This window comes from Hydrogenophaga sp. (assembly GCF_014773545.1).
Classification (GTDB): Bacteria; Pseudomonadota; Gammaproteobacteria; order Burkholderiales; family Burkholderiaceae_C; genus Hydrogenophaga.
The window spans coordinates 1-13437 of sequence record NZ_SDDV01000014.1 but is presented as its reverse complement, the minus strand read 5'-3'; the positions used below and the strand labels follow the sequence as shown (position 1 = coordinate 13437).

11 protein-coding genes are annotated in these 13437 nt (G+C 65.2%); all 11 read left to right on the top strand.

The genetic code is table 11. The features are described from left to right. The first annotated feature begins 150 nt into the window (after positions 1 to 150). Positions 151 to 1017, top strand: coding sequence for a DUF6502 family protein (locus EST26_RS09500; RefSeq protein ID WP_291067363.1), 867 nt, complete (start codon positions 151 to 153; stop codon positions 1015 to 1017). Positions 1018 to 1072: 55 nt separating this feature from the next. Continuing rightward, positions 1073 to 2557 carry a DUF5666 domain-containing protein gene (locus tag EST26_RS09495; RefSeq protein ID WP_291067361.1) on the top strand — a complete coding sequence of 495 codons (1485 nt, stop codon included), beginning with the start codon at positions 1073 to 1075 and terminating at the stop codon, positions 2555 to 2557. 112 nt (positions 2558 to 2669) lie between these two features. Further along, positions 2670 to 3005, top strand: coding sequence for a hypothetical protein (locus tag EST26_RS09490; RefSeq protein WP_291067359.1), 336 nt, complete (start codon positions 2670 to 2672; stop codon positions 3003 to 3005). A 102-nt stretch (positions 3006 to 3107) separates the two neighbouring features. After that, the gene (locus tag EST26_RS09485) at positions 3108 to 3425 is read left to right on the top strand and encodes a pyrimidine/purine nucleoside phosphorylase (RefSeq protein ID WP_291067358.1); all 318 of its coding nucleotides are present in this window, start codon (positions 3108 to 3110) and stop codon (positions 3423 to 3425) included. A gap of 18 nt (positions 3426 to 3443) precedes the next feature. Next, positions 3444 to 4781 carry an argininosuccinate synthase gene (gene argG / locus EST26_RS09480; RefSeq protein WP_291067356.1) on the top strand — a complete coding sequence of 446 codons (1338 nt, stop codon included), beginning with the start codon at positions 3444 to 3446 and terminating at the stop codon, positions 4779 to 4781. Positions 4782 to 4934: 153 nt separating this feature from the next. Next, positions 4935 to 5792, top strand: a complete 858-nt coding sequence (locus EST26_RS09475; protein ID WP_291067355.1) for an alpha/beta hydrolase — start codon at positions 4935 to 4937, stop codon at positions 5790 to 5792. Positions 5793 to 6233: 441 nt separating this feature from the next. After that, the gene (yjjJ, locus tag EST26_RS09470; protein WP_291067353.1) at positions 6234 to 7580 is read left to right on the top strand and encodes a type II toxin-antitoxin system HipA family toxin YjjJ; all 1347 of its coding nucleotides are present in this window, start codon (positions 6234 to 6236) and stop codon (positions 7578 to 7580) included. 149 nt (positions 7581 to 7729) lie between these two features. Next, positions 7730 to 9583, top strand: coding sequence for a glutamine--tRNA ligase/YqeY domain fusion protein (locus EST26_RS09465; RefSeq protein ID WP_291067351.1), 1854 nt, complete (start codon positions 7730 to 7732; stop codon positions 9581 to 9583). A gap of 250 nt (positions 9584 to 9833) precedes the next feature. Then, positions 9834 to 11303 (top strand): IMP dehydrogenase, encoded by a 1470-nt coding sequence (gene guaB, locus EST26_RS09460; RefSeq protein WP_291067349.1) that lies wholly within the window; start codon positions 9834 to 9836, stop codon positions 11301 to 11303. A 70-nt stretch (positions 11304 to 11373) separates the two neighbouring features. Next, positions 11374 to 12993: a glutamine-hydrolyzing GMP synthase gene (gene guaA / locus EST26_RS09455; RefSeq protein ID WP_291067347.1), complete on the top strand. Its 1620-nt coding sequence runs from the start codon at positions 11374 to 11376 to the stop codon at positions 12991 to 12993. 309 nt (positions 12994 to 13302) lie between these two features. Further along, positions 13303 to 13437: Arm DNA-binding domain-containing protein (locus tag EST26_RS09450; RefSeq protein WP_291067415.1), on the top strand; the 135-nt coding region annotated here is incomplete at its 3' end.

Here is a 13437-nt window from a genome sequence, read left to right as displayed (position 1 = left end):
CGGCCGATTATCCCGCCGGGCGCTGCGCCAGCGTCCGGCGTCCGGCTGACGTCTCCGGGCCTGAAAACATGAAGTTACAAAAAATCCGATTAAATGTGCGTTTTGCACATTTAAAATAAAGGCCACTCGATCCAAAACCGTCTTCGCACCATGCACGCGCCCGACCACCCGCTCCAGACCGAACAACAAGCCTTGCAACAAGCGCTGCAGTCCGTCCTGACGCCGCTGGCGCAGTTGTGCGTGGCGCGCGGCCTGACCATTCAGTCGCTGGAAGAGCAGATGCGGCTGGCCTTCGTGAGGGTGGCGCACGCCGAGCAGTGCGCGGCAGGCCGCAAGCCCAACACCAGCCACCTGAGCGCCGCCACCGGTCTGGCGCGGCGCGAAGTGGCGCGGCTGCTGGCGCACAACACCAGCGAACTCAGCCCGCGCCCGGCGCCCGCCAGCCAGGTGTTCAGCCGCTGGACCACCGACCCCACCTGGTGCAATGAGCAGCAGCAGCCGCTGGTGCTGCCGCGCCAGGGCAGCCAGCCCAGTTTCGAGGCGCTGGCGCAGTCGGTCACGCGCGACGTGCACCCGCGCACCCTGCTGGACGAGCTGTGCCGCCTGCACCTGGCGCGGCACGACGCCGCCAGCGACACGGTGCAACTGCAACAACAGGCTTTCGTGCCGCACGGCGACTGGACGCGCATGGTGGGTTTTCTGGGCCACAACGTCGGCGACCACCTGCGCGCGGCCAGCGCCAACGTGCTGGGCCAGGGTGCGCCGCATTTCGAACAGGCGATCGACGCCGACGAACTGTCCGAGCAATCGATAGCGGCGCTCAAACCCAAAATTGCGCAGGCCTGGAAGCAACTGCTCCAGTTGCTGGTGCCGGAAATAGAGGGCCTGATGAAGGCCGATCGCGCCGCCCCGCACGAGGCCAGGCAACGCATGCGCATCGGCCTGTACACCTGGAACACCGCCATGCACGAGCCCGCTGGCCACACAGCAGCGGCGGGCAAGGACCACAGCTATTGACCTCAGTTTTTCGTTTCGTTTCAGCAAGCTTCACCTCAACATCAGGAGTTAAACCATGTCGAACTTTGAACAACTCAACCCGGGCATGACGCGCAGAAAAACCCTGCTCGCCCTGGCCGCCCTAGCCACTCTGAGCGCCTGCGGTGGGGGCGGCGGCGGTGGCGGCGGGGGCGGCGGCACCGCCGCCATCGGCATCGGCGGCACCGGGGCGTTCTCCGGCGTCATCACCGGCTTTGGCTCCATCGTCATCAACGGCGTGCGCTACAGCGTCCCCAGCATCACCGACGGCTTTGGCGCCCCGGTGCCGGCTGCCGACCTGCGGCTGGGCATGGTGGTGGCCGCGTCAAGCGCGAGTGCTGTCAGCGACGGGCGGGCCACACTGAGCAACCCGGTGGCCGACAGCAGCCTGCTCGGGCCGATCACCTCCATCAACGGCAATACGTTCGTGGTGCTCGGCCAGACCGTGCAGGTCAGCGCCAGCACCTTCTTCGATGCCGACTTGCCAGCGGGCCTGGGCTCGCTGAGCACCGGTCTGGTGGTCGAGGTCTACGGCATCGTCAACCAGAGCGGCGTTTTGCAGGCCACCTACATCGACGATGAGCCGCAAGCGCAAGTATTCAAGATCGAAGGCCTCGTCAGCGCCCTGAGCGGCACGGCCAGAGAGTTCAATATCGGCAGCATCCATTTGGCCTACGGTCCGGCCACCAACATGCCGAATGTCACGCTCGCCAACGGCTTGCGGGTGCGGGTGCGCCTGGCTGCCGCCACCACAGCCGAACCGCAGCCCTGGGCCGTGACCCACATCCGCACCGCGCCAGAGGTCGCAGCCGCAGCGCTGGCACCGGCGCGCAACTGGCTGGAAGTCACGCAGGCGGTCACGGCCTTTCGCTCGGCCACCGATTTCGATGTCGGCGGCCTGCGCGTGGACGCCCATTCTGCGGCGTTCCCGGACGGCCGTGCCGTCGTCGCGCAGGGCGCGCAGGTCGAGGTCGAAGGCCGGGTGGTCGACGGCGTGCTGCTGGCGGTGAAGGTGGAACGCTTCGTTCCTCAGTGGCTAGAGCAGGGAGACCCGCTGGCCGAACTCAAAGGCGTGGTGAGCCAGTTCGTCTCGGCCACCCGCTTCAGTGTCAACGGCATCGCCGTGACGGCGCCGAACACACCTGCCATCTTCCCGGACGGAACCGACTTCCTGGGCAACGGAGCACGCGTCGAACTCGAAGGCGAACTCAGAGCGGGTATTTTCAACGCCAGCCTGGTGGAAGAAGACGACGGCGTCTCCCTGCACTTTGACAGCTACGGCACGGCATCGGCCGTGGTGCCCGCGACCACAGGCACAGGCGGCAGCTTCACGCTGACACCTCTTGGTGGCAGCAGCGGCGGCGCCATTTCGGTGCAATGGGACGCAGACACGCGCTTTCATGACGGCCTCCCGGCCACCACCGCCTTGAACGGCCGCCGGCTCGAAGTCGAGGGTATTCTGGGCACCAACGCGACCGGTGGCAGCGTCTTGCTGGCGACAGACATCAGTCTAGAAGACTGACCCGATTGGCCAGATCCAGCGGCGGCCAAGACAAGCGCCGCTGGCTCGCTGCCCGGATCCATGACTCCGGCAGGGCCTCAGCTTGGGGCGGAACAAGCCAAAGCGCATCCCTATGTTTACCTTCAGCAGCCCTATTCGAAACAGCCTGGCAGCGCTGCTGGGCTCGCCGGAACCCGCAGACCCACGCGCCACTGTGGGCGAGATTCGCCGGACCATGCTGCACGCCTTGGGGGAAGACGGGCGGCACGTCAACCCCGGGCTGCACCAACGACTGAACACCCTGGGCAGCGCGCAGGCGCTGTGGTTTGCCCGCGCCGAGCTCTTTACCCAGTTGTGCCACCTGCATGGACAGTGCGTGGCGCAGCAACGGCTGGAACGCTTGCAACCCTTGTTCGAGGGTTGGCTGCCCCGCTCGCTGCTGCCAAGAGCGCGAAGCCGCATCGTGTGAAGCCCGTGGCAGGCGCGGGGGCCAAGCCCAGCGTGGGCTTGCAGGCAGCCAGCCCGGGGCGGCGGCTTTAAAATCAGTCGCCGCAACTTCCTTCCCATCCGCATGACCCCCACCCACTTCGACGGCGTTCGCGTCAACACCCAGGCCAATGTGTTTTTTGACGGCAAGTGCGTCAGCCACAGCCTCACGCTGCCCGACGGCAGCAAAAAATCGGTCGGCGTGGTGCTGCCCGGCACGCTCACCTTCAACATCGGTGCGCCCGAAACCATGGAATGCGTGGCCGGTGGCTGCGAATACCGCATCGGTGACAGCCCGCAGTGGCTCACGGCCGGCCCGGGAGACAGTTTCAGCGTAGCGGCCAAGGGCCGCTTTGAAATCCGCGTCAGCCAGGCCTACCACTACATCTGCCATTTCGCTTAATCAGCGATCCCCCACAACATGGCCACCATCCTGCAACACCTACCCCGACTGCAGAAAGTCGGCATCGCCTTCTCCGGCGGCTTAGACACCTCCGCCGCCCTGCTGTGGATGAAACAAAAAGGCGCCCTGCCCTACGCCTACACCGCCAACCTGGGCCAGCCCGACGAGCCGGACTACGACGACATTCCGCGCAAGGCCATGGCCTACGGCGCCGAGCAGGCGCGCCTGATCGACTGCCGCCTGCAACTGGCGCACGAGGGCATTGCCGCCATCCAGTGCGGCGCCTTCCACATCAGCACCGGCGGCATCAGCTACTTCAACACCACCCCGCTGGGCCGCGCCGTCACCGGCACCCTGCTGGTGGCGGCGATGAAGGAAGACGAGGTCCACATCTGGGGCGACGGCAGCACCTTCAAGGGCAACGACATCGAGCGCTTCTACCGCTACGGCCTGCTGACCAACCCCAGCCTGAAGATCTACAAGCCCTGGCTGGACCAGTCGTTCATCGACGAACTGGGCGGCCGCGCCGAAATGAGCGCTTTCATGACGGCCAACGGCTTTGGCTACAAGATGAGCGCCGAAAAGGCCTACAGCACCGACAGCAACCTGCTCGGCGCCACGCACGAAGCGAAAGACCTGGAGCACCTGAGCAGCGGCATGCGCATCGTCAACCCCATCATGGGCGTGGCGTTCTGGAAACCGGAAGTGCAAGTCAAGGCCGAAGAAGTCAGCATCCGCTTCGAAGAAGGCCAGCCGGTCGCCATCAACGGCCAGCGCTTGGACTCGCCGGTCGACCTGTTCCAGAAGGCCAATGAAATTGGCGGGCGCCACGGCCTGGGCATGAGCGACCAGATCGAGAACCGCATCATCGAAGCCAAGAGCCGCGGCATCTACGAAGCCCCGGGCATGGCGCTGCTGCACATCGCCTACGAGCGCCTGCTCACCGGTATCCACAACGAAGACAGCATCGAGCAGTACCGCATCAACGGCCTCAAGCTCGGCCGCCTGCTCTACCAGGGCCGCTGGTTCGACCCGCAGGCCCTCATGCTGCGCGAGAGCGCGCAGCGCTGGGTGGCGCGCGCCATCACGGGCGAGGTGACGCTGGAACTGCGCCGCGGCAACGATTATTCGATCCTCAACACCGAATCGCCCAACCTGACGTATGCGCCCGAGCGTCTGAGCATGGAAAAGGTGGAAGACGCGCCGTTCAGCCCGCAAGACCGCATCGGCCAACTGACCATGCGCAACCTCGACATCGTGGACACGCGCGCCAAGCTGGGCATCTACGCCAAGACCGGCCTGCTGTCCACAGGCGAAGGCACGGCGGATATCTTCAAGCTTGAAAGCGGGAAGTAAGCCTTTTTATCCCGCAACAAAAACGGCCCTTCGCGGGCCGTTTTTGTCGTCTGGCACGTATGAATACGCTCCAATTCGCTTTCTCAACAGCGATAACAGCGCCAGCAGCGACAAAGCATCACGTACCCCCTTGGAGCCACGCAGCCAGCGATCATGTCCCTGATCATTTTTTCCCACGCCAACAGCTTCCCCGCCAGCACCTACGGCGTGCTGTTCGAGTCGCTGCGCGCGCGCGGCTTCTCTGTGCGGGCGCTGGAGCAGTTCGGTCACGACCCGGCCTACCCGGTCACCTGCAACTGGCCGCACCTGGTGCAGCAGTTGGCCGACTTCGCCGCGCCCGAGATCGAGCGCCAGGCTCAGGGCGCCTGGCTGGTGGGCCATTCGTTGGGTGGCTTTCTGAGCCTCATGTGCGCTGCGCGCCACCCGCAGCTGGGCGGCCACGCGGTCCGGGGCGTGCTGCTGATCGACTCGCCGGTGCTCGGCGGCTGGCGCGCGCGCACGCTGGAGCTGATCAAGCGCACCCAGCTCGTGGGTTCGATCTCGCCCGGCAAGATCAGTCGCAAGCGCCGCAACATCTGGCCCGATGCCCAGGCCGCCTTCGAGCACTTTGCCCACAAAAAGGCTTTTGCCCGCTGGGACCCGCAGGTGCTGCGCGACTACATCGCCCACGGCACGCACGACGAAGCCTGCGCCCAGGGCGCAAGGCGGGTGCTCACCTTTGACCGCGAGGTGGAAACCGCCATCTACAACACCCTGCCGCACAACCTGAGCCGCCTGCTGCGCCGCCACCCCTTGCCGTGTCCGGTGGCCTTCATCGGTGGCACCGACTCGCTGGAGATGAAGCAGATCGGCATGAGCATGACGCACCGGCTGGTGGGCAAAGACCAGCCCGAGCGCCTGCGCATGCTCGAAGGCAGCCACCTGTTTCCAATGGAGCGCCCCCAGGAAACCGCTGGCGCCATCGAGGCCGCGCTCAAGGCCCTGGTCGCCGGCGCCGACAAGAAGGCCTGAAGCCCCAAGCCAGGGTGCCGCCTTCTGCAGTGGGTTGAGCTGCAACGGCAAGCCTGCGGGCACCACCTGCAGCGCCCCGGCTGCCAGCCCCAGCCACGGGCGGCCTGTGCAGGTCTTCAGGCTTGGTGCGGTGCACCACAAAGTCTTTCGATCTCGCCTTGCACGCGTCCACCGCAAAATCCGCACAGTGCCGCCACCCGCGTGGGCGGGCTGCTTGCAGGGGCCTAAGCGACGCCCCTGGTCGGCATGCGCGGCCCGCTGCGCATGGTTCACGCCCGCAGGCCCGGACGCTGCAGGCGCCGCTCACCGGGCGGGGCAATTTCACCATGTAAAATCCATTCACATACAACACATTGAAACGAAACAAACTTCAAAATATCATTGATAAACAACGAATTTATCGCCACAGTACAATTTTAATATCTATTCAACAATGTATTCATGAACACCCCCGGCACCACCGAAACCGAGTTGTTGCAGGCCTTGCACCGCCTGGGCGGCCAGGCCAGCGGCACCCAGCTGCAAGAGCGCCTGGGCGTGAGCCAGCCCACGGTGTCGCGCCTGCTGGCGCCGCTGCTGGCCAGCGGCCTGGTGGTGGCGGTGGGTGCGGCGCGGGCGCGGCGCTACCTGCTGCCGCGCGAAGTGGCCGGCGTGGGCCGCCAGGTGAGCGTGCACGAGGTGACGCCGCTGGGCGAGCTGCGCCCCTTCGGCACGCTGCACCCGCTGGCCGGCGGCGGCTTCTGGATGGACGAGGCCGACAAGGCGCACGGCAGCAGCGCCGCGCACGACAGCCTGCCCTGGTTCCTCTACGACATGCGGCCCCAGGGCTTTCTGGGCCGGGGCTTCGCCGCCGCGCACCCAGCCCTGCAACTGCCCACCCACCTGCAGCACTGGAGCGACGACCACATCTTGAAAGCCCTGGTCAACGCAGGAGAAGACCTGCCCGGCAACCTGATCGTGGGCGCCGCCGCGTTCGACCGTTTCCTCGGTCTGCCCGCGCCGCAGCGCACCCGCGCGCCCACGGTGGACACACCCGCAGCGCAATACCCGGAGCTGGCCACGCAGGCGCTGGGGCAGACGCTGGCAGGCTCCAGCGCGGGCGGCGAGCAGCCCAAGTTCAGCGCCGTGCGCGAAGGCCATCCGGTGCTGGTGAAGTTCTCCCCGGCTGGTGACAGCGCGCTCGCCCAGCGCTGGCGCGACCTGCTCATTTGCGAAGCGCTGGCCCTGCACACCCTGGCCGAGGCGGGCGTCAGCGCCGCCCACACGGAGCTGATCGAGGCCGCAGGCCGCGTGTTCCTGGAGAGCCGCCGCTTCGACCGCACGCCGCAGGGCCGCGTGGGCATGGTCTCGCTAGAGGTGTACGACCGCCAGTACATCGGCCAGGGCACCAACTGGGTCGACACCGCGCGTCGTTCAGACCAGGCTGGCCCCGAGCGCCTGAGCACCGCCGACGTGAGCACCCTCTGCCTGCTCGATGCCTTTGGCGCGCTGATTGCCAACACCGACCGCCACCACGGCAACATCTCCCTGTTGCTGCACGAACACCGCTGGCGGCTCGCACCCGCCTACGACATGCTGCCCATGCTGTATGCCCCGGTGGCCGGCGAGCTGGTGCCGCGCGACTTTGCCGCTCAGCCCCCGCAGCCCGGCGTGCATACCCTGGCCGTGTGGCCGCGCGCGCGCGAACTGGCGGCGCGCTTTTGGCAGACCGCTGCGCAAGACGTTCGCATCAGCGCACACTTCCGATCCACAGCGCGGGCCAATCTGGCCACTGTTCAGGGGGTTTGAGCCTAAAAACCGTTCGCCCTGAACTTGGCCTGTCCTGAGCTTGGCCTGTCCTGAGCCTGTCGAAGGGTCGAAGGGTCGAAGGGTCGAAGGACAAGCTCAACCCGAACGGAAATTAAGACTGCACCAGACCGGATCAATAGAATGGGCGAATGAGTTCCAACACCCCCTCCAGCGAGCCTAGAAACAACGCCCCCGCCGCCACCGAAGGCGAGGAGCACAAGGTCTCCAACTTCCTGCGCCAGATCATCGAAAAAGACCTGGAGCAAGGCACCTACGCACAGCGCCGCTGGGCCGGCAGCCCGGGCGACGCCGCCCACCACGCCGCCGGCCCGCTGGACCCGGCAAAAATCCGCACCCGCTTCCCGCCCGAGCCCAACGGCTACCTGCACGTGGGCCACGCCAAGAGCATCTGCCTGAACTTTGGCCTGGCGCGCGACTACGGCGGCGTGTGCCACATGCGCTTTGACGACACCAACCCCGAGAAAGAAGACACCGAATACGTCAACTCCATCCTCGACGCAGTGCAGTGGCTGGGCTTCAACTGGGAAGCCAACGGCCAGAGCCATTTGTTCCAGGCCAGCGACTACTTTGATTTCATGTACCGCGCGGCCGAATACCTCATCACCGCCGGCCACGCCTATGTGGACGAGCAAACCGCCGAGCAGATGCGCGCCGCCCGCGGCGACTTCCGGCTTGCCGGCGTGGACAGCCCGTACCGGAATCGCACGCCGGCCGAAAACCTGGCGCGCTTGCGTGAAATGCGCGACGGCCAGCACGAAGACGGCAGCATGGTGCTGCGCGCGAGAATAGACATGGCCTCGCCCAACATCAATATGCGCGACCCGGCCATCTACCGCATCCGCCGCGCCACGCACCACAACACCGGCGACGCCTGGTGCATCTACCCCATGTACACCTTTGCGCACCCCATCGAGGACGCGCTGGAGCAGATCACCCACAGCATCTGCACGCTGGAATTTGAAGACCAGCGCCCGTTTTACGACTGGCTGCTGGAGCGCTTGATTGAAGGCGGCCTGCTGGCTGCGCCCGCGCCGCGCCAGTACGAATTTGCCCGCCTCAACCTCACCTATGTCATCACCAGCAAGCGCAAGCTCGCCCAGCTCGTGTACGACCACAAGGTCAGCGGCTGGGACGACCCGCGCATGCCCACAATAGTCGGCCTGCGCCGCCGCGGCTACACGCCCGAGAGCATCCAGCTCTTTGCCGAACGCATCGGTGTGACCAAGAGCGATTCTTGGATCGACTACAGCACGCTCGAAGGCTGCCTGCGCGAAGACCTGGAAAACAAGGCCCACCGCGGCATGGCCGTGCTCGACCCGGTCAAGCTGGTGCTCACCAACTGGGCCGAGGTGTTCGGGTCTGACGACGCCACTGAAGCCTGCACCCAACCCGCCCTGCCCCACTCGGCCATAGCCGAAGGCCAGACGCCGCCGCCCGACCGGGTGTTCAAGATCGGCAAGCACGTCTGGATCGAACGCGAAGACTTTGAAGAAGCGCCGCCCAAGGGCTACAAGCGCTTGTTTCCTGGCAATGTGGTGCGACTCAAAGGCGGCTACGTCATCGAATGCACCGGCTGCGCCAAAGACGCGAGCGGCAGCGTGACCGAAGTGCAGGCCAAGGTGATCCCCGGCACCAAGAGCGGCACCCCCGGCGCCGACAGCGTGAAAGCCAAAGCCGCCATCACCTGGGTGAGCGCCACCAGCGGCGTGAGCGCCGAAGTGCGCCTGTACGACCGCCTGTTCAGAGACCCCAACCCCGACGCCGGCGGCAAAGACTTCATCGAAGCCCTGAACCCCAACAGCCTGAAGGTGGTGAGCGCCTACGTGGAGCCCTCACTGGCCGCCGCACAGCCGGATCAGAAATTCCAGTTCGAGCGGTTTGGCTACTTTGTGGCGGACCGGGTGGATCACGTGGCGGGCGTTAAGCCGGTGTTCAACCGGTCGGTGTCCAAACTGCCGCTGGGGCAGTTGCAGGCGGCTTGACCCACTTGCAGGCCAAAGTGATCCCCGGCACCCAGAGCGGCACCCCCGACGCCGGCGGCAAAGACTTCATCGAAGCCCTGAACCCCAACAGCCTGAAGGTGGTGAGCGCCTACGTGAAGCCCTCATTGGGCCTTGCCGTGCATAAAGACTGGGGGCTTGGCGGCAACGGGAGCAGCCAAGCTCTGGCTCTGCTGCGGCCGGATTGGTCACAGGTCGGCCAGATACAATGGCGCTTTTGGAGCCTTTTTCCATGCGCCTACTCGGCAAAGCTCTCACCTTCGACGACGTGTTGCTGGTGCCTGCTTATTCCCAGGTCCTGCCCAAGGACGCTTCGCTCGCCACCCAGTTTTCCCGTCACATCAAGCTCAATCTGCCCTTGGTTTCGGCCGCCATGGACACCGTGACCGAGGCCCGGCTGGCCATTGCCATTGCGCAAGAGGGTGGCATAGGCATCATCCATAAAAACCTCAGCGCGCAGGAACAAGCTGCGCAGGTGGCCAAAGTCAAGCGCTACGAGTCGGGCGTGTTGCGCGACCCGGTGGTGATTGCGCCGCAGACCACGGTGCGCGAGGTGATGCAGTTGTCTGATGAGCTCGGCGTCTCGGGCTTTCCGGTGGTTGACGCCGGCAAGGTGGTTGGCATCGTCAGCGGCCGCGACCTGCGCTTTGAGACCCGCTACGAGCTGCCGGTCAGCGAGATCATGACGCCGCGCGAGCGCCTGATCACCATGCCCGACGGCACCACGCCGGCACAGGCCAAGACCTTGCTGAACAAGCACAAGCTCGAACGCCTGCTGTTGGTCAACGACGCCTTTGAGCTCAAGGGCCTGATCACCGTCAAAGACATCACCAAGCAGCTCAATTTTCCAAACGCCGCGCGCGATGCGGCCGGGCGCTTGCGCGTGGGCGCGGCGGTGGGCGTGGGCCAGGGCACCGAGGAACGGGTCGAAGCGCTGGTCAAGGCCGGGGTGGACGCGATCGTGGTCGATACCGCGCACGGCCACAGCAAAGGGGTGCTCGAGCGCGTGCGCTGGGTCAAGCAGAACTACCCCGGCGTGGACGTGATCGGTGGCAACATCGCCACCGGCGCGGCGGCGCTGGCGCTGCTCGAGGTCGGGGCTGACGGCGTCAAGGTCGGCATCGGTCCGGGGTCGATCTGCACCACCCGCATCGTCGCCGGCGTGGGCGTGCCGCAGATCATGGCGATCGACAGCGTGGCCAGCGCGCTGCGCGGCAGCGGCGTGCCCATGATTGCCGACGGCGGCATCCGCTACAGCGGCGACATCGCCAAGGCCATTGCCGCCGGTGCCGACGCCGTGATGATGGGCGGCATGTTTGCCGGCACCGAAGAATCGCCGGGCGAGATCGTGCTGTACCAGGGGCGCAGCTACAAGGGCTATCGCGGCATGGGCTCCATCGGCGCCATGCAACAAGGCAGTGCCGACCGCTATTTTCAGGAAAGCAGCACCGGCAACCCGAACGCCGACAAGCTGGTGCCCGAAGGCATCGAGGGCCGCGTGCCTTACAAGGGTTCGGTGGTGTCGATCATTTTCCAGATGGCCGGCGGCTTGCGCGCTGCCATGGGTTACTGCGGCTGCACGAGCATCGAGCAAATGCACGCTCAGGCCGAATTTGTCCAGATCACCGCCGCCGGCATGCGCGAGAGCCACGTGCACGACGTGCAGATCACCAAAGAAGCCCCGAACTACCGGGCCGATTGAAGCCGCCTGGCCGACCGGCCGTCCACGGCGACGGCCGGTGGCATTTTGTCGCCTTGTCAGACCCTCGCCCATGCAGCACCAGAAAATTCTCATTCTCGACTTCGGCTCGCAGCTCACGCAGCTGATTGCCCGGCGCGTACGCGAAGCGCACGTTTACTGCGAGGTCCACCCCTGCGACGTCAGCGACGCGTGGCTGCGCAGCTACGCCGCCGACGGCCAGTTGCGGGGCGTGATTCTCTCGGGCAGCCCCGCCAGCGTCTATCAAGACAACACCGACCAAGCCCCGGCAGCGGTGTTCGAGTTGGGCCTGCCGGTGCTGGGCATTTGCTACGGCATGCAGACCATGGCGCAGCAACTTGGCGGCCAGGTGCAAAGCGGTCGCCAGCGTGAGTTTGGTTACGCCGAAGTGCGTGCACGTGGACACACCGCCTTGCTCAAAGACCTGGCCGACTTTCACACCCCCGAAGGCCACGGCATGCTCAAGGTCTGGATGAGCCACGGCGACAAGGTCACCGAGCTGCCGCCGGGCTTCAAGCTCATGGCCAGCACCGACACCTGCCCGATTGCCGGCATGGCCGACGAGGTGCGCGGCTTCTACGGCGTGCAATTCCACCCCGAAGTGACGCACACGGTGCAGGGCCGTGCGCTACTGGAGCGCTTTGTGCTCGACATCTGCCAGGCCACGCCCGACTGGGTGATGCGCGATCACATTGCCGAGGCGGTGCAGAAAATCCGCCAGCAAGTCGGGGCTGAGGATGTCATTCTGGGCCTCTCGGGCGGGGTTGATTCGTCGGTGGCGGCAGCGCTGATTCACCGCGCCATTGGCGATCAACTCACCTGCGTCTTTGTCGACCACGGCCTGCTGCGCCTGAACGAAGGCGACCTGGTGATGGACATGTTTGTGGGCAAGCTGCACGCCAAGGTGATCCGGGTTGACGCGGCCGAGCAGTTTCTTGGCCAGCTTGCCGGAGTGAGCGATCCAGAGGCCAAGCGCAAGATCATCGGGCGCGAATTTGTTCAGGTGTTCAAGGCCGAGGCCGCCAAGCTGATCGCCAGTGGTGCTTCCAGCCAAGGTGCCCAGTGGCTGGCGCAGGGCACCATCTACCCGGACGTGATCGAATCCGGCGGCGCCAAGAGCAAGAAGGCCGTCACCATCAAAAGCCACCACAACGTGGGTGGTCTGCCCGAGCAATTGGGGCTCAAATTGCTGGAGCCGCTGCGCGACCTCTTCAAAGACGAGGTGCGCGAACTCGGCGTCGCCCTCGGTCTGCCCCCGGCCATGGTGTACCGCCACCCCTTCCCCGGCCCGGGCCTGGGCGTGCGCATTCTGGGCGAGGTAAAGCAAGAATTCGCCGATTTGCTGCGCCGCGCCGACGCCATCTTCATCGAAGAGCTGCGCAGCACCATAGACCCCGTCAGCGGCAAGAGCTGGTACGAGCTGACCAGCCAGGCTTTTGTCGTATTTTTGCCAGTGAAAAGCGTGGGTGTGATGGGCGATGGCCGCAGCTACGACTACGTGGTGGCGCTGCGCGCGGTGCAAACCAGCGACTTCATGACCGCCGACTGGGCTGAGCTGCCCTACGCCTTGCTCAAGCGCGTCTCCAGCCGCATCATCAACGAAGTGCGCGGCATCAACCGCGTGACCTACGACGTCAGCAGCAAACCGCCAGCCACGATCGAGTGGGAGTGATTGGGCGTTTGGCAACTGCTGGCTCTGAAAAGCACCAAAACCACCGTAAGCCCGCGTCACTGCGGGCTTTTTTGCGTCTGCGTTCGGCATCGGCTGGCAACATGACGCACCCCCAAGCACCGTTTTTTTTATGGCATGGCAAATGGTATTAGTTGAATTGATGCCATGATCGGCGCTCGATACCATGCCACGGCTTTCCGGCGGCTCATGGTGTCTAAATCGCACAAACCGTTGATTTACAAGGGCTAGAGAGGCGAAACGAGCGGTCTTTCCGAGCATGGTATTGCGAACCTGAAAAGGACGCAGACCATGCTGACCGATACCAAGCTGAGTAACCTCAAGCCGCAGGACAAGCTGTACAAAGTAAACGACCGTGACGGCCTCTATGTGGCCGTGACGCCCGCCGGGTCGATCTCGTTCCGCTACAACTACTCGATCAACGGC